This window comes from Bacteroides sp. 3_1_23 (assembly GCF_000162555.1).
GTDB classification, from domain to species: domain Bacteria; phylum Bacteroidota; class Bacteroidia; order Bacteroidales; family Bacteroidaceae; genus Bacteroides; species Bacteroides ovatus.
Genome location: NZ_GG774949.1, coordinates 2,917,653 through 2,941,489 on the forward strand (window position 1 = coordinate 2,917,653; position 23,837 = coordinate 2,941,489).

The following is a 23,837-nucleotide window of genomic DNA, read 5'->3' on the forward strand; positions in this document are numbered from 1 at the left end:
CTTTATTATACTAGAAGAATCTAATTAAAAGTATCATGACTAGGGATGAACTCCAGACCAGGTATGCGACTTTTAGAAAAAAGCTAATTTCGCATTGCCAAATTCCTCAATCTCATTCCAGGATTGAGCGCCACAGATTACAGCAGCAATGGATATATAGATAATAGTTTCCATTTTATGTACTTTTTTGCGGTTCATCCTAGGATCTTCTATTTGTTTACAAAGGTCAATTATGCCAATTTTCATGTTAGTTTATGTTTTAATATATCTTATAAAGATAAGGAAAATAATCGACATTAGCAAATGATAATATGTTAATAACCAACAATATAGTAAGGAAATTACAAACGAGAATATAGTAAAAAATATAATGCGTCTGCCCTGGCATCTTATAGAATGATAAATAGCACCTTATAAGATGACTATTATCCCATTACAAGGGGACAACTTATCTTTAGAAGGACGGAAAGCTTTAAAGATACAAAATTAAATAGAGAAAAGCAACTATATATAACTCTTTTACCTGAAGGAATACAAAATAAGTTTGCTTTTCAACAAACATTCATCCGAATGTATTATCTTTGTTTTTAGTTTAACTGACCTGATCTCATGAGAACAAAAACCTTTTTACTACTATGCATCGCATTTGTCACACTGTTTATCGGCATACCCCCTCTTCAAGCCGGTCATTATTACTATAAGCAAATCTCCCTAAAAGATGGTCTTCCCTCCACCGTGAGATGCATTTTAACGGATAAACAAGGTTTTGTATGGATTGGAACCCGCTCCGGACTGGGACGATATGACGGACATGAACTTAAAAAGTATGTCCATCAGTCAAACAACCCTCATTCCATTCCTCACAATTTAATCTACCAGCTGATAGAAGATGTACAAAACAATATATGGATTCTGACAGATAAGGGAGTGGCACGTTATCAGCGGCAAAGCGATGACTTTCTTATACCGACTGATGAAACAGGAAATAATATCATCGCCTATTCCGTCTGCCTGACTGATGATGGAGTGTTATTCGGTTCGAAAAATAAAATCTTTTTCTATAATTATCAGGATGCCACTTTCCGCCTCCTGCAAACGTTTGACCTAGAGCCCAATTATAATGTGACTCTGCTAAGTCTATGGGATAAACGAACATTACTTTGTTGTAGTCGCTGGCAAGGACTACTCCTGCTCGACCTGAATACCGGAAAATGCCGCCGTCCTCCTTTCGATTGCGGAAAGGAAATCATGAACGTACTTATAGACTCACAAAAAAGAATATGGGTAGCCCCTTACAACGGAGGGCTGAACTGCCTGACACACGACGGTAAACTACTGGCTACATATACTACCCACAACTCTTCTCTAAGTAACAATGTTGTACTAAGTCTCGCCGAACGGGAAGGAGAAATCTGGATTGGAACAGACGGAGGAGGCATTAATATTCTCGACCCGGAAACCGGACATTTTTCTCTGCTGGAACATGTGCCCGGAAGTGACAACTATTCACTTCCCGCCAACTCTATCTTATGCCTATACAACGACTACAACAACAATATATGGGCAGGCAGCATCCGCAACGGACTAATCAGCATCCGGGAAGTTTCCATGAAAACATATACAGACGTACCACCCGGCAACGACCGGGGACTTAGCAACAATACCGTTCTAAGTCTTTTCCAGGAATCTCAAGATCAAATCTGGGTAGGCACGGACGGAGGAGGTATCAACAACTTTAATCCGCTCACAGAGAAATTTACTCATTATCCCTCAACCTGGGAAGACAAAGTTGCCTCTATCTGTCAGTTTACTCCCGGTAAATTATTAATTTCTATTTTCTCACAAGGAGTATTTATTTTCAATCCGGCAACTGGAGAAAAACAACCTTTCACCATTGTCGACGCTGAAACAACAGCACTCTTATGCAATCGAGGCAAGGCTGTAAATCTACTCCGGAACACTCATCACAGCATTCTGTTCCTTGGAGAACATATCTATATATATGATTTGAATACACGTACTTTCAGTACCGCTATAGAACAGGAAGAACAAGATATTATCGGTGCTCTCCTGCCAATCGGCAATTATAGGAACACCACTTATCTAAATGATACGAAGCACATATATGAACTGGACAACCATACAAACCGGCTGAAAGCCCTATACAGATGCTGGAAAGACACGACCATCAACTCCGTTTCAAGAGACGAAGAGGGAAACTTCTGGATTGGGAACAATTACGGATTGGTACACTACAATCCCGCCACCAAAATACAGACTCCGATCCCGACCTCTCTATTTAGTGAAATCACTTTGATCGTATGCGACCAGCAAGGAAAAGTATGGATAGGAGCTGACAGCATGCTTTTCGCTTGGCTTATCAAAGAAAAAAAGTTCGTTCTATTCGGCGAATCAGACGGCGTAATCCAGAACGAATATCTTTCCAAACCCCGCCTGTTAAGTATGCAGGGAGACGTCTATATGGGTGGAGTAAAAGGTTTACTGCACATTAACTGCAAAATACCATTAACAACTTCTGAACTTCCCCAACTCCAATTATCCGATGTCATCATCAATGGAGAATCCGTGAATAACGAATTAACCAATCGACCAACAGGGATCTCCGCTCCCTGGAACAGTAATATCACTATCCGGATCATGTCGAAAGAGAAGGACATTTTCCGACAGAAAGTGTACAGATACCAGATAGAAGGGCTGAATGACCAGCAAATCGAATCGTACAATCCCGAACTGGCTATACGTTCACTTCCTCCGGGAAGTTATAAGATTATGGCTTCATGTACAGCTAAAGATGGCAGTTGGATTCCCAGTCAGGAAGTACTGGAACTAACCATTCTCCCTCCCTGGTATCGGACATGGTGGTTTATTCTTAGCTGTACCGTTCTTACTGCTGCCGCTATTATTGAAACTTTCCGAAGAACTCTAAAGCGTAAGGAAGAAAAACTGAAATGGGCAATGAAGGAACATGAACAACAGGTATATGAAGAAAAAGTACGTTTCCTTATTAATATCAGTCATGAGCTGCGCACACCTTTAACGCTCATACACGCACCGCTTAGCCGGATACTGAAATCGCTTTCTGCCGAAGATACACAATATTTACCTATAAAAGCAATCTATCGCCAGTCACAGCGAATGAAAAACCTTATTAATATGGTACTCGATGTACGCAAAATGGAGGTTGGGGAAAGTAAATTGCAGATACAGCCGTATGCTCTCAATCAATGGATTGAACATGTATCCCAAGATTTCGTCAGCGAAGGTGAAGCTAAAAACGTCCGTATCCGCTATCAGCTTGACCCACAGGTCAATACTGTAAGTTTCGATAAAGATAAATGTGAGATTATTCTAAGCAATCTGCTTATCAATGCCTTGAAACACAGTCCACAAGATGCAGAAATAACAATTACATCGGAGTTGCTTTCCGAGAAAAATAGCGTACGTATCTCCATCATTGACCGGGGAAACGGATTGAAACAAGTAAATACACAAAAACTCTTCACCCGTTTCTATCAAGGTACAGGAGAGCAAAGCGGCACAGGTATCGGATTATCTTATTCCAGGATTCTGGTAGAACTACACGGAGGCTCCATCGGTGCACGGGATAATCAGGAAGCTGGTGCAACATTCTTCTTTGAACTACCCTTGAGACAACAATCGGAAGAGATCGTCTGTCAGCCGAAGGCATATCTGAACGAATTGATGAACGATGATAGCAAAGAACTGTTACCGGAGGAAAATACGTTCGATACGAGTCCTTACAGTATTCTAGTGGTGGATGACAATCCGGATTTGACGGATTTTCTGAAAAAGTCACTGGGAGAATATTTCAAACGGGTAGTGATTGCTTCCGATGGTGTGGAAGCCCTTCAACTGACCAGAAATCATGCTCCGGATATTATCGTCAGTGACGTGATGATGCCGAGAATGAATGGATATGAACTTTGCAAAAATATAAAGGAAGATATTACGATCAGTCACATTCCTATCATTCTGCTGACAGCAAGAGATGATAAACAAAGTCAGTTGAGTGGCTACAAGAACGGGGCGGACGCTTATCTGACTAAGCCCTTTGAGATAGAAATGCTAATGGAAATCATTCGCAACCGATTGAAAAACCGCGAATCTATCAAGAAAAGATATTTGAATACAGGATTAGTCCCTGCGCCGGAAGAGAGCACTTTCAGCCAGGCAGATGAAACATTTCTGCTGAAACTGAATAAAATTATTCAGGAACATCTGGATAGCAGCAATCTGGACGTCACTTTTATCTGCAAGGAGATAGGTATGAGCCGGGCTTCCCTTTACAATAAGCTAAAAGCTCTGACCGATATGGGAGCCAATGATTACATTAATAAATTCCGGATGGAGAAAGCGATCACATTAATCACCAGTACGGACATGTCGTTCACGGAAATTGCCGAGAAGGTCGGCTTCACTACTTCACGCTATTTCAGTACGGCTTTCAAACAATATACAGGAGAAACGCCAACTCAATATAAGGAGAAGAGAAAACAGGAACGGAAAAAAGAGTAATGAGCAGCTACCCGAAAAAACAAATATTCTTTAGGCACGGAATTCTAAGACCTGAGCAAATAATCCGTGCCTAAAAATTTTAATATACTGCAAGTTTCATTACTTACTCAACCATTGACTTTTTTATAGTCTTCCAGAAACTTCTTCAATCCCGAATCCGTCAACGGATGATTCAATAAACCCTTGATAGCACTCAACGGACAAGTAGCAACGTCCGCTCCCACTTCCACACATTCGATAATATGTTTCGTATTGCGGATAGAAGCAGCGAGCACTTGTGTCTTGTAATCATAGGTACGATACATACGTACAATATCTCCCACAAGCCCTACTCCATCTTCACAAATATCGTCCAGACGACCGACAAAAGGCGAAACATAGGTAGCTCCGGCTTTAGCTGCCAGTAATGCCTGTCCTACTGAAAAGACTAATGTACAGTTAGTACGGATTCCCTTTTCCGTGAAATGTTTGATCGCTTTAATGCCATCGGCAATACAGGGAACTTTTACTACAATATGCGGATTGAGCGCGGCAAGTTCTTCACCTTCACGAATCATTCCTTCATAATCGGTTGCTATCACTTCGGCACTGACATCTCCGTTGACAATCTTGCATATCTTGATATAATGTCCACGCTGATTCTGCGTTCCTTTGATACCTTCTTTCGCCATCAGCGAAGGGTTGGTAGTCACTCCGTCAAGTACTCCGAGGTCATAAGCCTCCTGAATTTGCTCCAAATTAGCTGTGTCAATAAAAAATTTCATACTCTTAATTTTTAATGGTTAACGATCTAATAGTCAAAGATAATAATTTATTTCCATTCATCTCTGATTATGCAATCGTTATTGACGAATCAAGATATACATCCTGAATAGTATTCAATAATTCCACCCCTTCGTTCATTGGTTTCTGGAACGCTTTACGTCCGCTAATCAATCCCATACCTCCTGCACGTTTGTTGACTACAGCTGTAATGACTGCATCACGCAAATCGGAAGAACCGTGAGATTCTCCACCGGAGTTAATCAAACCAACGCGTCCCATATAGCCGTTGGCTACCTGGTAGCGGCAAAGGTCAATCGGATGTTCGGAAGCAAGTTCGGTATACATACGCTCGTCGATCTTTCCGAAACCGATAGCTTTGAAGCCACCATTATTAGTCGGAAGTTTCTGTTTCACAATATCAGCTTTGATAGTCACTCCCAAACGGTCGGCCTGTCCTGTCAGGTCGGCGGCAGCATGATAATCGACAGCACCTTTCTTGAAATCATTATTGCGCAGGTAACACCAAAGAATGGTTGCCATCCCCAGTTCGTGAGCATATTCAAAAGCTTCGGCTATCTCCACGAGCTGACGGCGACTCTGTTCCGAACCGAAATAGATAGTGGCGCCTACCGCTACTGCTCCCATATTCCAGGCTTCTTTAACGGTACCAAACAATACTTGGTCGAAACTGTTAGGATAAGAAAGTAATTCATTGTGATTCAACTTAACGATAAAAGGTATTTTATGGGCATATTTACGTGCTACGGATCCAAGAATCCCAAAGGTAGAAGCTACTCCATTACAGCCTCCTTCAATAGCCAGTTTTACGATATTTTCCGGATCGAAATAGATCGGATTGGGGGCAAACGATGCTCCGGCAGTATGTTCGATGTCCTGATCGACAGGAAGTATAGACACATAACCGGTATTTGCCAGGCGGCCATGTCCCAACAACGTTTGCAGACTGTTCAATACTCTGATGCTCCGGTCCGAATCAATCCAGATTTTATCTATTGTATCGGGAGACGGAACATGAATCAATGATTTATCAATGGTTTCGCAAGTGTGGTCCAGGTAATAACAGGCCTTATCTCTTAATAATTCTACTACTTTACTCATAACTTCTTTTTTAATGTGTAACTTTTCTATTTTTTCTTTCCCTGATTGGCTACTGCTTCCATCAGTTTTTTGATCTCTTCCGGGTTTCCCAGGAAATAGTCATTAGCAACGTTCAGGTTTTCATCAAACTCAAATACGTAAGGCACAGCCGTAGGTAGATTCAGCTTGACAATATCTTCATCGGAGATGTTTTTTAGATGCTTGATGATGCCTCTCAAACTATTGCCATGAGCGACCACCAACAGCGTATGAGCTGTTTTCAGACTAGGAAATATATCACTTTCCCAATAAGGCATAATACGTTCAATGGTATCTTTCAACGATTCAGTACGAGGCAACTCCGCATCGGGTACTTCATGATAACGGTAATCAAAACGGGGATTTCTCAAATCACTTTCTGAAAGAGGATGGGGAGCTATATCATAGCTACGACGCCACACTAGCACTTGTTCTTCTCCATATTTCTCGGCAGTCTCGGCTTTATTCAATCCCTGCAATTCACCATAATGCTTTTCATTCAAGCGCCAGCTTTTCTCTACAGGTATCCAGTCCAGATTCATCTTATCGAGAACACAGTTCAAGGTTTTCACCGCACGCTTCAAATAGGAAGTATAAGCCTTATCAAAATTGAAACCATATTCTTTCAATGTCTCTCCGGCTTTTTCAGCTTCGGCAACTCCCTTTTCTGTCAGATCTACATCTGTCCAGCCCGTAAAACGATTTTCTTTATTCCATGCACTCTCTCCGTGACGAAGTAATACTATCTTTTTCATTTCTAAAATTCTCCTTTCTTCTTTTTATATATACAACAGATTGTTTCTTCACAAAGTTCACTAGAAAATAAATAGTTGTCAATACCCAGAAATAATGATTCTTTCTACAAAGAAGCGGGATGCAGTAATCAGGGATATAAAAAAATACCCTCCTCTAATTCTAAGCTTGCATTATGGATGATGATTCATCAAAGCAAGGTTATCATTAGAGAAGAGTAAGTCTGTAAAAGTAAAAAGAGAGAGTTTATATATACAAGAAAATGTTCTACTGTTCTATTTTTCTATTTTTTTCTATTCTTCGTTTTCCTCAAAGCTATTTATCAGAAGACCGCGTATCAGCATCTTTTCCATAATATCCTTCTTTTATTTTCTGAACGTTGCGCAGCAATGCCGCATAATGCCGGTAATTGAGATCTCCCTCCTTAGAAGCAGCAAGTTGCTCTTTTACTGACTCTTCAATCTTATCTAAATGCTGTTCTACAAAAAGCTGAATATCAGAACGGCTGATTGCCAGATTTGCATTGGCACCATCTTTGCTACTAGGTTTAATCATTCCTTCGACAAACCCCAGATAAGTCCGGTGCAACTGACGGCGGAAATTATTCTCCAGTTCACTGGGATCATTCAACGGTTTCCATATTGCAGTAAATACATCGTTCAAATAATCATCGAGTGCATACGATTCCGAAGAACACAATGAGGTTGAGTAAATATTATACAACATTCCCGGTGCAAGTAGCAAAGCTACAACAGAGCTTTGGCGGTCACGAATCTCATCCACCGGCTTGACTCCGGTACGACTCACCACTTCATCAGGATAGAGCCAGAGCGGAGCTACAAACAAATTGCGTCCCAACCATTCAACAGCTTCTTTCTGCAAACTGCGTGGCAGATAATCATGCACTTTGAGATCCGGCAAATTATTGGTATAGCGTCCTCCTATGTTCTTCTGCACTTGCAGGGTATACTTCAGATGTTGGGCACGAACCGAATTATAAATGGTGGTTAAGTCAGTGTACTCTCCGTCAGGCTGTGCTGTCCAGGTCAGTATGTTTTCCATCACTCTTTTCAGGTTCTTTATACCATATTCATTGGCTTTCATATTATTGTCGCCCAAGTCCTCACTCTGGCTACGGGGATCAAATCCCTTTCCTTCATCACCAACAAACCACAAGCGATGATCTCCCCGCAGTTTTTTGGTTACTTCGGCACGTAATACGTCTTTTTCTTTATAAGGATCCTTAAATTCCGGACGATAGCGATACCCCCATTGGATAGCCCATTTGTCATAAACACCGATACGAGGGAACAATCCTTTTTCGGAAATCCGATCTTCCGGTTGGGCTACATAATTAAACCGCGCATAATCCATGATTGATACCGTATGACCATTGGCTTCTACCCAAGCTTTATCACGCAGTTTCTCTACCGGAGTAGCCGAACTGGCTGCCATATTGTGCCGTAAGCCGATACTATGCCCCACTTCATGTGAAGAGACAAACTGAATCAGACTGCCCATTAATTTGTCGTCAAAAGTCATCGTGCGTGCGCGCTTATCCAGTGGCCCGCACTGCACCATATACCACTTTTTGAGTAAGTTCATTACGTTGTGATACCAACAAATATGACTTTCCATAATTTCTCCACTACGCGGATCGACAATACGCGGACCGTAAGCATTCTCCGTTTCGGAGGGTAGATAACGTATCACACTATAACGCGCATCGTCCAAACTCATATTGGGATCGTTCGGCCATTCTTTAGCTATTATAGCGTTCTTGAATCCGGCAGCTTCAAATGCTGTATTCCAGTCTTCGACACCTGCTTTAAGATAAGGTATCCACTTCTTCGGTGTTGCCGGATCAATGTAGTAGATAATGGGATTTTTCGGTTCGGAGAGTTGTCCCCGACGGTAACGTTCCGGATCTTTCGGTTCCAACCGATAGCGCTGGATGATGGCTCCACGATCGGTAGTCTGCTGGTCGTCCGAAAATTCGGTCAACGAGTTTTGGAAAAATCCCACCCGGTCATCGGCAAACCGTGGCTGCATCGGTTCTTTGGGTAACATCACGATGCTTGTATTCAGTTTCACAGTCACCGAACCAGTCTGTGCAGCCGGTAGTCTACCAGCACTAATACTATAAGTACGCAAAGTCACTGCCTCCACGTTGATAGGATAGGTTTTTATCGTATCCATAAATGTGCGGTCCTGGGCTAAAGTACCGATGCCAAGAATGGAACGGTCGCTTGAGGTAAAGCCGCACAATTTATTATCACCTAAAAAGAGTTTTGATACATCAATGAGCTGTGCCTGAGTCTCCGGATTTCTACCGATTACATCAAACTTATAGATTACAGGATCTACAGTCGATTGTTTCAATGCCTCGGCAATGTTATCACCCGGACGGGCAAACTGTGATTGCACATATTCGCGTAAAAAGAGAGTCTTATCATCATGCTGTTCCCAATAAACAACACTCCGGTTCACCTCTTCTCCGCTAAGCATTTTGAAACCCTGTGGCACTGCTTTAAACCGGGTCACAGCCAACAACAACCGTCCTAAAAGAGTATCCGGCACTTCAAAATACCAGTTATCTTTGATGTGGCGTACCGTAAACATACCCTCACATTCACTTCCTCCATCTTTCAACAGTTTTTCATAAGCCGTTACTTTCTTAACAGTGTCTTTCTTGACCGTATCTTCCTGTGCTACCAGTTTCTTCTTTCCACTTTCCAGAAGAGATATACCACTGGCACGAGCTCCCACACCTTGCAAGGACAGGAACGCCAACACAGCCATCATCAAAATCTTTCGCATAGTTTTCTTCTTTATTTTTTTTATTCGTTAGTGTTCATTGTCAGGTTCGGATTTTTTTCACGGGCAGCCAACGGGAATGGAATGATATACAACCGTGAATCCGGCTTCAACGTATATGTCTTTTTCTCGACATCCGTAGATACCAGCGGGAAAGTACGGGTGATTGTCTTTGCGTAATCAGCTTCCGTATTGTATCGTTTCAAATCCCAGAAGCGACTAAATCCGGAGATTAACTCCTTACGGCGCTCATCAATGACTGCCTGCACCATCGCACGTTCGGTAGCAGGTTCCGGCAATACAGCTTCGGCTCCCTTGATTCGTTTTTCACGCAACTGATTCAATGTTTGGACAGCTCCCGGTATATCTTTCAGCCGTGCTTTCGCTTCTGCCAGAATCAGGTAAACTTCGGCAGTACGCATTCCCACAGACATAGGCTGAAACTTAGAATAAGTAATCGAAGTATTCCACAAAGCAGCTCCTGAACCTTCGTCAAAGTAGTATACACTGTTGTCACTCGTTTTAAAGAATTGGTTCAAACGTTCATCATTCTGCCCGAAAAGTTGTACCATCTCCGGGCTAAGCATACCATAACAAAAGGCCAAAACTTCAGTAGGACCACCCATATAAGCATAGTTCAGCACTTCCGGGTTACCGCCTTTGGCATAAGTAGTAACCTTAGTCGGACCTCCTTTAGCTCCCAAATCAATATAATCAATCAGGGTATTATTCAACTTCAATGATTCTTCGGCAGCTTCTTTCGCTTTTTTCCAATCTCGATGGAACAGATAAACACGGGCAGCCAACGCATATCCAAAAGCTTTTGACGGATGATATACATTCACCGGCTCTTCCTGTAAATAAGGAAGCGCTTCTTCTATATCCTTAATAATAAAATCGTATACTTGAGCAACCGTAGATTTGGTTGGAGTAGCCTCCAAATCATATTTATCAATGATAGCAACTCCACCGTCAGTGGCTGCAGTTTCCGGATTATATGCTTTCGCAAATGTATTTATCAGAATAAAGTGATCCCAGGCACGCATGATCTTTGCTTCCGCTTTTGCCAATTCCTTAACATCTTTATCACCCAGACTAGCATCAACCAATGAAATTACGATATTTGACCGTAGGATATATGTATAACAATTTTCATATAAATTGTTATCACTTAGCTCTTTCCGGTTAGCTGCCTCATTAAAAGTCATGTTAATACCATCCCATGAAATAAATTCATTACCTATGATATTCGATTCTTTCGACCAGACATTATCGCTCAACAAGGCAAAAGCTGCCGGATGGTAGGCCCGGTTGGGCAGGGCTATCAATTCATAATAAGTATCAGTAGAATCCACCGTTTTCTTGCCTGTAGGAGTAATATCCACATAGTCTTCACAGGCTGCAAAACCCAATATGAGAATAACTGGCAATATATAAAGTAATTTACGCATATCTTATATCTTTTAAATGGTTAGAAACTTGTTGATAATCCGATGGAGTAAGTCTTAGGAGAAGCGATGCCACGTGTACCGTCATTCATTCCATAGCTTTCCGGATCAATATCACTTCCTGCCTTACACCAGGTAAACAGATTATTTACCTGCACTTTCACTTTCAGAGAAGAGAGGCGGAGGTACTGGCAAACCATAAACGGCAAGTTATATCCTACACTCAAACTACGCAATTTCACATAACCTGCATCTTTCACATTGATGTCACCAAATTGCCACCAATCCTGGAAAGTTGTTGCATAAGTTTTTACCTGTGCCGGTATATCGAGGTACATACGTACCTGTGCATTCGAATCATCCGCAGTCCAACGGTTGGCAATTCCTTTCAAGGTTTGAGTACCTAACTGGTCATCCATTTTTAATACACTGTTACGCAGTTTATTACCACCAGCATACACAAAGAATGCATTCAAATCAAAATTCTTATAGTTGAATCTTAACCCTACTGACCCGCTGAATTTCGGAGTCAGCGAACCAAGGTTCACCAAGTCATCAGTACCTTTGAGCGAAGAACCAGAAGTGATACTGGCTACCGTACCATCTTCATTGAATTTCACCAGATCATTTCCATCTTTGTCCACTGCTACCGGATATCCATTCTCCATACGATCTATACGGTAAGCCCATAACGTATTATAACTAGTACCTTCCATAAAATAGTTCAGCGGACTCTTTATAAAGAGGCTCGCATTGTCGGATTCACTATGATCCACCTTCAACATTTTGTTCTTATTATGGTCAAAGTTAAAATCTACAGCGAAGTTCCAGTCTTTCTTACGTATGATATTGGCTGAAAGGGAAAGCTCTACACCACGATTACGCATCTCACCATTATTTACTACACGTGAGCCAGCTCCTAAAGTCGGATCCATATATCGGCGTACCAACAAATCAGATGAGTGACGATTATAATACTCCAGAGTTCCACTTATCAGATTCTTGAAAAGACGGAAATCTAATCCTATATTGTAAGTAGCCGTTTTCTCCCAGCGAAGCTTCGGATTCGGCAGATCATCATCCTCGTAAGTCAAATAAGTCGTTTTGATGGGATTGCTCTGTGTTTTTTTCTTTACAACAAAATAGGTAGTCGAAGCTTGATCTACATTACCGTTAATACCGTACGTCATACGTAGTTTAAGGTAATCCAGCCAGGAAATCTCTTTCATGAATGATTCTTCCGACAGAATCCAAGACGCACCGACTGACCACAAAGGATGGCGCTGATTACGTATATCGAGCCCGAACAAATCGGCTTGATCCCAACGAATACTTCCGGAAAGATTATAACGTGACAGATAAGAGTATCCTGCATTTGCATAAAAAGACGCATAACGATGGCGTGACTCGTGCAAAGTAGCAGACAGCCCCGATAAAGTAATCGTTCTGTCAGAAAGAGCACTGGTTCCTACACCGTCACGATAGGCTTGCCAATTCATAAAATCAGAAGTTAATGTTTGCGGATCGTAGCCATACAACAATTGGCGGGCAGGTGTCGGAATCTTGTTTTCACGAAATTCCAGACCGGCAATGGCAGTTACTGCATGGTCCTTCCAAGTTTTATCAAAGTCTATTTGGTTTCGTACCGTGTAACGCTTACTTTCAACTTCTGTCTGAGAAAAACGTCCCCCTTGCGGCAATTGTGCTTTTCCATTTGTATCAACCATACTGTTATGTAGCATACGCATTGCATAAGTATTTTCCGACTCAAATAGTTCACTCTTACCTTTATTCCATTCATATTGATACATGAAGTTGTATTTGAACATTTTCAGGAAACGAGCCTGTAAACTTACAAACGGACGAATACTAACATCATGTGACTTTGTTATGCTTTCCTCCAATGCATCAAGTACATTGAAACCAAACGTTCTATAAGGTGAGACACCTTCAGCTTTTCTTACAACACTCCCATTATAGGAAGGATATGCACCTACATTCACATAAGGAGAAGTATAATGGTTACCGTCGGCATCCAATATCCGCTCATATCGTTGTTGCAGGGTATAGCTGGTATAACTGCTATTCGGAGTATGACTACGTCCCATACGTACGTCCACTCCGGCATTCAGATTCAACCAGTTTGTGACCGCATAATTCGATTTATAGTACAAAGAAATTTTATTGCTTTTACTACTAATAACGCGCTGACTATCCTTTTCATAATTGAAAGAAAGGAAATGATTGCTATTTCCGGCTTTCTGTGATACAGTTACATTATAGCGCTGGGTTATAGCCGTACGCCAAGCATTATCACGATATTCCTTATAATAATCATTATTACGCCATTGTCCCAACGTAGCATTTACTTCACTACTGGTAATATCTCCATTGGCCTGATCCAGATAGAGTTGGAACAAGGGATTATAATAATTGTACTGAAAAGAAGATAAAAAATTCGCCGCACTTCCTTTTTCCGCTACATTAGCATCAAAAACAGCTGTTTGATAATCAATAATATCACTTGTTGAAGCTAAGTTCAAGCTCTTGAAACTTGGTTTGGTAGTGATAAACCAGTCTGCATTAATACTCACGTGCGCACCTTCTTTCTGAGCTTGTTTCGTGGTCACTACAATAACACCATTGGCTGCCAAAGCACCATAAATACTAGCAGCGGCAGCATCTTTCAAGACTGTGATACTTTCCACATTATAAGGATTTATCTCGCTCAAGCTTAAATTGGTTGACATATCGTCCACAACGATCAGCGGATTTGTTCCTACGTCATCCGAGAACGTACCTACTCCACGAAGAATAGGACTCATATCACCCGTATTCGGATTAATATTCATACGCAAACCTGCTATCTGCCCTTCCAGAGATGAGGCCAGGTCACTGTGCATCTGTCTGTTCAGTTGTTCGGAATCAACGAAACCGAAAGCTGCAGTAGAACGTTCACGGCTAATACGCTGATAGCCCGTCACCACAACATCCCCCAATTGTTGCTTGTCCTCATGCATTATCACCCGGATATTGTTACGGTCTTTAACAGAAACCTTTTCCGACTGCATACCGACGAAAGACACTTCCAATGTATGTACATCCACCGGAACTTTACAAGTAAAGTTTCCCTCTGCGTCCGTAATAGCACCAAAGGGACTGTTAAGCACCTTTACATTTGCTCCCGGCAAGGGATCACCACTTTCATCCACTACCTGACCTCCAACATTTCTGAACTTACCTGAAGCAGTTGTCGAGGTAGCTTTCACTTTACGGACAGTGATGAAATTTTGTTTCACATCATACTCAAAAGGCTTTCCTTCCAGAATCTTCTGAAGTGCTGCAAAAGGAGCCATCTGATATATACTCACAGTTACACGATAGGGTGCAACGTCTTCACTGGGAAAATTCACCTTATAACCAGATACATTGCTGAACTGTTTCAAGGCCGAACCGAGCGGTTCGTTTTTCATCTCTAAAGAAATCTGCCTGTTTTCTGCATTCTGCGCCCATCCTTGCAAGGCTGTTGCTGTAAACACCAGCAATAGAAAGGCAGTTCTCATCCACACAAGCTTTTTTTTAGTTCTTTTTTCTAATAATGTAATTTGTTGCTTTTTCATAAGAGTTGTATTTGTATAGTTAAATCTGCTTGATTGTAATGGTCCCGTCCTGATAGTCCACCTGCACTTTCTCCAACTTATTCAGCAGTTCCAATGCTTCATCCAAATGGGTATTTTTATTAGCCCAGAAGTTCAACCTGATATGGTACAGTTCGCACCGCTCAAAATCGATATTCACATTATACCATCTTCCCAAAGCACCCATGATTTCTTCCAACGGCACATCCTCAAAGTAGAACATTCCCTCTGTCCAGGCTGTATATGTAGCGATATTCACTTCTGATACTTTTTCCTCTCCGGTTTCCGTATAGGTCAAATCCTGTCCCGGACGTAATGTTACCGACTTATTGTTAACTGTGTTTGTGACCTGCACCTTACCATTCACCAAAGTTACATGACGATCTTCAACACTATAGGAACGCACGTTGAATTTAGTTCCCAGCACCATGGTATTCATGCCATTAGCACATACAATAAACGGATGTTCGGCATCTTTTGCCACTTCAAAGCAAGCCTCCCCTTCTAGTTCCACACGTCGTTCTTTTCCATTAAATGCCACAGGGTAGCGCAAACGACTTTCAGCATTGAGCCATACCTTAGTCCCATCAGCCAGTACCAGCAGAAAATCTTTTCCACGTGGTGTAGTCAAAGTCTGACAGCATACAGTGTCTGCCGAGACAGTTTTCCAGTCTTTCACATCCATCACACTGTCTGTCAATAACTGCTGTTCACTACGACCATCCATTTGTAGGACCACATGTTCATCATTGTTGTTCGCAGCAAAAAAACGTATCGGCTGTTCTGCAGGTAAAGAAGTGGAAGGAAGCAAAGAAGGAATCAGAAAAGCCAGTATCAAGACAGCTGCAGCAGAAGAAGCAATTGCCAAGATACGCATTTTCTTTCTGTACTTGCGTTTCCGTTGCAGATTCTCACGTATCACAGCTTCCTTACAAGCCATTAATTCCAAGAAAAGTTCTTTATTTTCAGGTATACCTATCCACTGAAGAAATTCATCAGTTTCTCTTAATTGTGGATGTTGTATGGCACGAAGTGCATAATCTAATTTTTTATCTGAATGGTCTATCATAGTGTCAATAGTTTCATTAAACACGTAAAGGTTACTGAAACTGATGACACCCCGATAGGATTTTTTTTAAAAAAAGATGGTTAATTGTTTTCGGAGTATCTTTAAAGCTCTGGCAATGTGCGTTCTAACGGTATTATCACTAATACGTAACTTTTCACTGATTTCCGCACATTTCTTTTCATTTAAGAAGAATTCTTCCACTACGGTTCGCATTTGTGGAGCCATCTGGCGAATACTCTCCTGCATCCGGTTTATCTTGTCTTCATACTCACGGTATTCTTTCACAGTCCAGCCACTGTAAAGTTCTTCCAGATATCTTTCCGCATTTTTATGCACCACGTTCTGATGACGTATTTGGTCAATACAACGATTTCGCACCATGATGAAGAATAACGGCAGCAGATCCTCTTCCGTTGTCAACCGTTCGTTGCTCTCAAGCACCGAACAAAAGACATCGTTCACCACATCTTTTGCGCTTTCCTCATCATTCAGCAGATTATATGCATGAATATAGAGTTTTTGCCAATGTTCCCTGTATATAACAGTTATAGCATTTTGACTATTATTCATGTATTTATAGTTACTTTTTGCGTTTCATAGAGCGCAAAGATAACCAATTGGAGCAAAAAACATTCTATTTATTAAAAAAGATTATAATTCATATAAATACATTTGTTGTTATAGACATATTCTATTCCCATCGTCTGACTCTTAATATTTTGACACTATGTTTCTCTCCAGAAAGATACGATTCACAACTATATCCGGCCGTTTCCATTCATCTGGACGTTGATTTAATCTTCGCTTTATCTTTACGCGTACAGAATGCTTCGATTACTTTTTTTACACGAAGATAATTTATTGATACTCTGCTCATATATGCCCATTTTCTTTGTAATACATACTTTCCTTGTGATACAATCATACTATCTTTTACTTTTTTAAGGTGGAATTCAACAAAAATGATTATTTTTACGAGCAAATTATTGTCTAACTACCTGATAATACAGACATACCTTGAAAATAAACGAACAAAACGAAAACGAATTCCTACAAAAGCTTATGAACAAAGCGAATATAGGATGGTGGGAAGCTGACTTGAAAGCAGAGACTTACAAGTGTTCGGAACTTATCTCCCAACTACTCGGAATAGGAGAAGACGGGCTCATCAGTTTCGAAGATTTCAACAAGCGTATTCTAAAAGAAGATCAGGGATACGCAACTTTTCCGTCTTTTGACAAAGTACAACAGACTGTAGAAGAAATATACTTGTTTGATACTCCCAAAGGTCATGTATGGATTCGTAGCAAGGCATGCTTCCAGGAAACAGACGAAAATGGTAACACCAAAGTATATGGAATTGCCGAAACCCAAGAGGGAATTCATATAGCATCTGCACATCAAGCTCTACAAAATAGCGAGCGGATCCTACATAATATTTATAAGAATCTTCCGGTAGGCATCGAATTATATGATAAGGACGGTCAAATGGTCGACCTGAATAAAAAAGATATGGAAATGTTCCGTATTTCCAATAAAGAAGATATTTTGGGAGTCAACATTTTCGAGAATCCTATATTGCCGGAAGAGATAAAACAGAAAATAAAAGACAATGAGAACGCAGATTTTACATTCCGGTACGACTTTTCCAAAATCAACAAATATTATCAGCCTAACAGTACAACCGGTTTCATTGACTTAACAACCAAAGTCACCACTCTATACGATCACAATCACGAACCTATCAACTACCTCTTAATTAATGTAGACAAGACCGAAGATACAATTGCTTATAATAAGATTCAGGAATTCGAGAGTTTTTTCGACCTGGTAGGAGATTATGCCAAAGTAGGTTACGCGCACTTCGATGCTTTGAGTCGGGATGGGTATGCTTTGAGAAGCTGGTACAGGAATGTAGGTGAAGAAGAGGGTACCCCATTGCCGGAAATCATCGGCATTCATTCCCATTTCCATCCAGAAGATCGAGCTGTGATGATCGACTTCCTGGATAAAGTGATAAAAGGAGAAAGTTCCAAGCTATCCCGCGATGTCCGGATTCGCAGAGCAGATGGAAATTACACTTGGACACGGGTTAACGTATTAGTCAGGAATTACCAGCCCCAGGACAATATCATCGAAATGCTGTGTATCAACTTTGATATTACCGAACTGAAAGAGACAGAGCGGATGCTGATTGGCGCCAAAGAGAAAGCTGAAGAAGCCGACCGGCTAAAATCTGCTTTTCTTGCGAATATGAGTCATGAGATACGTACCCCGCTCAATGCGATAGTAGGCTTTTCCAGTTTGCTTGAGGAAGCGGAGGATGCAGAAGAAAAACATCTGTATGCAACGATTATTGAAGAAAACAACAAGCTCTTGTTACAACTGATCTCGGATATTCTTGACTTGTCAAAGATTGAGGCAGGGACTTTCGACATTATCCCGGAACAAGTGGATGCACAACAACTTTGCAACGAACTGCTACAATCTATGCAGGTAAGGGCTACAGAGCAAGTAGAGATTCTCTTAGCACCGGAACTGCCCGAGCTTACTTTTACCAGCGACAAAAACAGGTTGTATCAGGTATTGCTGAATTTTGTAACGAATGCTCTGAAATTTACTTCCGAGGGCAGTATTGTTATTGATTACCGAATCAACGGAAATGAAGTCAGATTCTCGGTTCAAGATACGGGAATGGGCATCGAACCGGAAAAGCAGGAAGCTATCTTTACCCGATTCGTGAAATTGAATAATTTTATTGCCGGCACAGGGCTGGGACTCCCTATCTGTCAAAGTATCGTCACACAGTTAGGCGGCAAAATCGGAGTGGAATCAGAACCGGGGAAAGGTTCTTGTTTCTGGTTTACGCATCCGATTAACTAAAATCTAAATTCAAAATAAATATCAGAAAACAATGTTTACCGGTTTCTCTTTAAGAAAATACGATCTGTTATAGTGTTGGGAAGTTCCGATTCATAATGTGTCACCATAATCATCGTCTTATCTTTGCGTCGGCAGAAAGCCTCAATCACTTTCTTTACCCGTCGACGATTATAAGTATCCAAGCCATGAAGCGGTTCATCCAGAATCAGCAGTTCCGGGTCTTTGACGAAAGCTCTTGCCAACAAGGACAAACGTTGTTCTCCACTGGATAGTTGCAGGAATGGTTTATCTTTCAAATCTGCAATGCCAAATATATCCATCCACCACTCACAGATAGCCATCTGTTCCGGTTGAGGACGTTTATACAGACCGATACTGTCATGCAAACCACTGGCTACAATCTCAATAGCGGGCAGATTTTTAAGATAAGCACGGTGCATCTCCGGACTTACGTAACCAATATGTTTCTTGATTTCCCAAATACTTTCTCCCGTCCCTCTTTTCCGTCCGAAGAGACTGATGTCACAGGCATACGATTGCGGATTGTCTGCACAGACAAGGCTCAACAGAGTCGATTTCCCAGCACCGTTCTCACCACTCAACGCCCACTTCTCACCACGACGGACTGTCCAGTCCAGTTCTTTCAGAATAGTTCGGTCGCCATAACGGATACTGACCTTATTAAGTTTTACTACTTCCTCCGAATCGTAATTGTTGCCATCAGATGGCAAATCTATAATCCGTTGCTGCAAATCATCCAAAGCGGTAACCACATCTCTACTGCGGAAAGCTTCCAGATAGGCTTCACGTTCCATTTTAGGAAAGACCTCCATTTTGTCCACAGGAATGACATGAGTGATGAATGAAGGTATATCATCGAGCATGGAAAGTACCAGAATGATCTGTACGGACGACATTTTTGTCAGACGTTCGAGCAAAGAAAACAACAGTTCACGCGTAGGAGCATCCAGTCCGATAAACGGATTATCCATAATCAACACGCGGGGAGCAGTCAACAGGGTTTTGGTTAGCTGGAATTTACGTAATTCACCGCTGGAAAGGAGAATAATTTTCTTGTCGAGCAACGGTTCGATACGGAAGAGTTCAAACAGTTCGCGTTGTAGTTGCTCGTCCTTGATTTCTCCCAACATCTCACGAACATCAGGAGCTTCATCCTGATCGTGAGCATTCCAACGCTGCTGGTAGTAGTAATTGGCATCGGCAGCTCCATAGGTATCACGGAAAGCAATGTATTTCACATTATCATAAAGAGTCTGGGTGACAGAGGGGGAAAAATCATATTGTACGGTTCCTTCACGCAATGGATATTTTCCGATCAGGGTATCTACAAAAAGACTTTTACCGCCACCATTGGGACCTACAATAGCTATGTGTTCATTCGCTCCGATAGTTGCCGTGATGGGTTTGGCTAAACGCACAAGCGGGTTGCGTGCTACGCCCCCCGCCATGCAGAATGTATTTTGGTTCATATTCTTTTATTCTGTTTTATTATTGCCCGCAAAGGTAACAATTTTATCATAAAAGACGCCAAATTGCAAACATATTCTTATTCGTTCCGTAGAAGGAATATCTTTATTTACTTACTAAACCCATAAGGTGGACATTCAAAATTGGTAATATCCAATTTGTATTCCATCATATCTTTCAACTCGTGTATGGGACGTTCCAATTCGTAAGGTATCGATTGTCTGCTGAATTGCTGGAAGTAAAGCAAACAAGCATCCCGCCACCAGACAGCATCCCGTGCCTGAATCTTCAGGCGGTGTTGCACATCACGAAAACGTTCGGAATCAATATACGGTTCCATCCTGTCCCACACTTTTTGAAAGTTTCTCACTTCGTTTACACCACGATCATACGCGTAGCACAGTTCTGCCCAAAGTGTACGTCCGCTCTTCATCTGATGATTCCAAGGGACATGGTGAAACCAAAGGAGCAGATTCTCCGGACAAGTATTCACATTGTCCAGTTGCTCGCATAATGGAGAATGGTATTGTCCGGTAGCATTACTTCCTGTACTGCTGCGGTCGAAACCTATCCCCATGTTGTCGGCACGGTGGTAATAAGGAGGCAGCCAATCCGGGCGGGCATCGGGAATATCACACCAGGGTTCCGGTCCGTAATGATGTCCCCATGCAAAGATATGATGCAAGCCGAGAGGCATCATGTAGTCTACTACTGCTTCTCTCGATTTCTGAAGCACTTGGAAGTTGAGAAGGGAGAGTTCAGCGTCGATCTGCTCTTTTTGAATGACTTCTCCTGCCGGAGTATCGGTTTGCGCACCGGTAACGGGAAGAAAAGTTTGTTTCAACCATTCTTCTCCTATCTGTTCGGAAGAGAGCGAATGTTTCCATGCCAATCGTCCGAAAGCATACCAGTTGGCTTGAGCAAAAGGATGTCCACACCAATTAGTATCATCACCGATGTTTGCCACTCCGGAAATAGCCGTGAGCGGATGAAAGAATAAAGAACCATCTGTCACACGGGCAACGGTAGAGCCTTTACCTTGCAGATAAGTATCACTGTCTAAACACTCTTTCCACATAGGAGCAAGGAATGCAAGATGATTGGAAAAACCAAGATACTCTTGTGTGATTTGAAATTCGGGCATAACTGCCGTCTTTTTCATGGCTCCGAACAGCGGGCTGAATGGTTCACGGGGTTGGAAATCTATCGGACCGTTCTTGATCTGCACAATAACATTATCCCGAAACTTATCATCCAAAGGTTCAAATTCAAGATAGGCTTGTTTGGCACGGTCGCTGTCGGTAGGAGAATAAACGAAAGCGCGCCACATCACAATGCCATGATAGGACCTCAACACATCAGCAAGCATATTGGCCCCTTCGGCATGAGTCCGTCCGTAATCACACGGACCGGGCTGCCCTTCGGAATTCGCTTTCACCAGAAAACCTCCGAAATCGGGAATCAGAGAATAAATCTCTTTGGCTTTCTGCTTCCACCAGTTTATCACTTCTTTATTCAACGGATCGGAAGTGGATAAACCGCCTAAAGCTGCGGGAGAAGAGAAATTGATAGAAAGATATATTTTCAAGCCATAAGGGCGGAAAACGTCGGCCAAGACTTTGACTTTCTGCAAATAATCATTAGATAGTATCTTAGGACTTGCATTGACATTGTTTATTACAGTGGCATTAATGCCGATAGAAGCATTGGCACGAGCGTAGGCTTCATAACGGGGAGAGACAACAGACGGAAGTTCGTCCCATTTCCAAAGTGAATGTCCGGCATATCCGCGTTCGATTGTACCATCCAAGTTATCCCAATGATTCAGGATACGAATTCGATAATCAGGTCGTTCGGAGATATTGAGGGATTGCAAAGCTGATTCCGGTAGTTGTCCGGTAGCTTGCAGACGGAGTAAATGATACGTTCCATAAAGTACTCCTTGTTCACCGGAAGAAGCTATCGTTATTTGATTGCCACCTTTGGAGGTCTGAATCGTATATCCCTCATTTCCAAGTGCACGAAGTTCTTTATTGTTCCGGACCTCCAAAGTAACCGGGATTCCTCCCTGCCAGAAGTTCTGTAATTCGGAAACCGCAATACGTAATGTAGGTGATTGTTTCTTGCTGGTAATTTCCGCTTTCGCTCCCGATGCATAACGAAGCCACAAGGCACTTCCATCTTCTGCCCAAATAGAAGAAAAGCAAAAAAGGATAGTGAATATCAATGCAAATATATTTCTAGGCATATTTTTCAGATAGAAGCGGTTGTTTTAATGTATTCTATTATTCATCTTTTCCCTCGATAGTAATGATTCGCCCGTCTGCATCATACTGAAGTTCACAGACTTTTAGGCTACGGAGCCAAGTCTTTCCCTCTGATGGTACACAATCGTGATGAAACAGATACCACTTACCTTTAAACTCTACAATAGCATGGTGAGTAGTCCATCCTACCACCGGAGTCAGAATGACTCCCTGATAAGTAAACGGACCATAAGGGTTATCACCTGTTGCATAGCAGAGCAAATGAGTGTCTCCCGTAGAATAGGAAAAATAGTATTTACCATTATATTTATGCATCCACGAAGCTTCGAAGAAACGGCGTTCCGTATCCCCTGCTGTCAATGGCTTACCGTCTTCATCCAGAATTACCACTGCACGGGGTTCTTCGGCAAACTCCATCATGTCTTCACTCAAACGAGCAACACGCGACGGGATTGCCTCCTCCTCTCCTTCCGGCAAAATGGCAGATTCCAAGGCTTTATTATTACGGTAACGTTGAAGTTGTCCACCCCACAATCCACCGAAATATATATAATAGTTACCATCTCCGTCATCCCATACAGCCGGATCGATGCTGTAACTTCCTTTCATCGGATTAGCTTCCGGTATAAAAGGACCATAAGGTTTATCACTCACAGCTACCCCGATACGAAATATATCATTCTGATCTTTCAATGGAAAATACATATAGTACTTACCATCTTTACAAACCACATCACAATCCCATAGTTGACGGCCCGCCCAAGGAATATCCTCTGTGGAAAGCACCACTCCATGATCTTTTATTTCACCGTTCATCACATCATCCATAGAATACACGTGATAATCTTTCATATTGAAATGATCGCCATTATCATTTTCAGCAATACCACTTTCCCAATCGTGCGAGGGATAAATATACAGTTTGCCATCAAATACATGTACGGCAGGGTCAGCCATATAATCACCGGGAACTAAATATCTTTTTTCTGTTTTCATGCTTTTTCGGTTTTTCTGT

General features: G+C 41.8%; 14 protein-coding genes. 2 read left to right on the forward strand and 12 right to left on the reverse strand.

Annotated features, from left to right (window positions below; translation table 11 throughout):
• Positions 1-72 precede the first annotated feature (72 nt).
• Positions 73-246 (reverse strand): transposase family protein, encoded by a 174-nt coding sequence (locus HMPREF9010_RS25450; protein ID WP_083792326.1) that lies wholly within the window; start codon positions 244-246, stop codon positions 73-75.
• A 363-nt stretch (positions 247-609) separates the two neighbouring features.
• Here HMPREF9010_RS25450 and HMPREF9010_RS12795 point away from each other — a divergent pair, with 363 nt between their 5' ends.
• Entirely contained in the window at positions 610-4,557 is a 3,948-nt protein-coding gene (locus HMPREF9010_RS12795) for a two-component regulator propeller domain-containing protein (protein ID WP_008648834.1), read from the forward strand.
• A 107-nt stretch (positions 4,558-4,664) separates the two neighbouring features.
• Here HMPREF9010_RS12795 and fsa read toward each other — a convergent pair whose 3' ends face one another.
• The 8 genes from fsa to HMPREF9010_RS12755 form a co-directional block, all read right to left on the reverse strand.
• Positions 4,665-5,321, reverse strand: coding sequence for a fructose-6-phosphate aldolase (fsa, locus tag HMPREF9010_RS12790; protein ID WP_008648835.1), 657 nt, complete (start codon positions 5,319-5,321; stop codon positions 4,665-4,667).
• Positions 5,322-5,388: 67 nt separating this feature from the next.
• On the reverse strand, positions 5,389-6,441 hold the full coding sequence (locus HMPREF9010_RS12785; protein ID WP_004300825.1) for a class I fructose-bisphosphate aldolase: 1,053 nt from the start codon (positions 6,439-6,441) through the stop codon (positions 5,389-5,391).
• Positions 6,442-6,467: 26 nt separating this feature from the next.
• The gene (gene gpmA, locus HMPREF9010_RS12780; RefSeq protein WP_004300826.1) at positions 6,468-7,214 is read right to left on the reverse strand and encodes a 2,3-diphosphoglycerate-dependent phosphoglycerate mutase; all 747 of its coding nucleotides are present in this window, start codon (positions 7,212-7,214) and stop codon (positions 6,468-6,470) included.
• A 313-nt stretch (positions 7,215-7,527) separates the two neighbouring features.
• Positions 7,528-10,032: a zinc-dependent metalloprotease gene (locus HMPREF9010_RS12775; protein WP_004326491.1), complete on the reverse strand. Its 2,505-nt coding sequence runs from the start codon at positions 10,030-10,032 to the stop codon at positions 7,528-7,530.
• Between the two features lie 20 nt (positions 10,033-10,052).
• Positions 10,053-11,480, reverse strand: coding sequence for a RagB/SusD family nutrient uptake outer membrane protein (locus tag HMPREF9010_RS12770; protein ID WP_008648836.1), 1,428 nt, complete (start codon positions 11,478-11,480; stop codon positions 10,053-10,055).
• A gap of 20 nt (positions 11,481-11,500) precedes the next feature.
• Complete coding sequence (locus tag HMPREF9010_RS12765; protein WP_008648842.1) at positions 11,501-15,097, reverse strand: SusC/RagA family TonB-linked outer membrane protein; 3,597 nt, start codon at positions 15,095-15,097, stop codon at positions 11,501-11,503.
• 19 nt (positions 15,098-15,116) lie between these two features.
• Complete coding sequence (locus tag HMPREF9010_RS12760) at positions 15,117-16,184, reverse strand: FecR family protein (RefSeq protein WP_004326488.1); 1,068 nt, start codon at positions 16,182-16,184, stop codon at positions 15,117-15,119.
• A 66-nt stretch (positions 16,185-16,250) separates the two neighbouring features.
• A complete protein-coding gene (locus HMPREF9010_RS12755) occupies positions 16,251-16,754 on the reverse strand; it encodes an RNA polymerase sigma factor (RefSeq protein ID WP_008648845.1) in 504 nt (167 codons plus the stop codon).
• Positions 16,755-17,246: 492 nt separating this feature from the next.
• Here HMPREF9010_RS12755 and HMPREF9010_RS12750 point away from each other — a divergent pair, with 492 nt between their 5' ends.
• Positions 17,247-19,067 carry a PAS domain-containing sensor histidine kinase gene (locus HMPREF9010_RS12750; RefSeq protein ID WP_004311422.1) on the forward strand — a complete coding sequence of 607 codons (1,821 nt, stop codon included), beginning with the start codon at positions 17,247-17,249 and terminating at the stop codon, positions 19,065-19,067.
• A 35-nt stretch (positions 19,068-19,102) separates the two neighbouring features.
• Here the strand turns inward: HMPREF9010_RS12750 and HMPREF9010_RS12745 are convergent, their stop codons facing one another.
• The 3 genes from HMPREF9010_RS12745 to HMPREF9010_RS12735 form a co-directional block, all read right to left on the reverse strand.
• Positions 19,103-20,557 carry an ATP-binding cassette domain-containing protein gene (locus HMPREF9010_RS12745; protein WP_008648847.1) on the reverse strand — a complete coding sequence of 485 codons (1,455 nt, stop codon included), beginning with the start codon at positions 20,555-20,557 and terminating at the stop codon, positions 19,103-19,105.
• A gap of 107 nt (positions 20,558-20,664) precedes the next feature.
• Positions 20,665-22,803: an alpha-glucuronidase family glycosyl hydrolase gene (locus tag HMPREF9010_RS12740; protein WP_008648848.1), complete on the reverse strand. Its 2,139-nt coding sequence runs from the start codon at positions 22,801-22,803 to the stop codon at positions 20,665-20,667.
• Between the two features lie 37 nt (positions 22,804-22,840).
• A complete protein-coding gene (locus tag HMPREF9010_RS12735) occupies positions 22,841-23,818 on the reverse strand; it encodes a glycoside hydrolase family 43 protein (RefSeq protein WP_004300838.1) in 978 nt (325 codons plus the stop codon).
• Between the last annotated feature and the right edge of the window lie 19 nt (positions 23,819-23,837).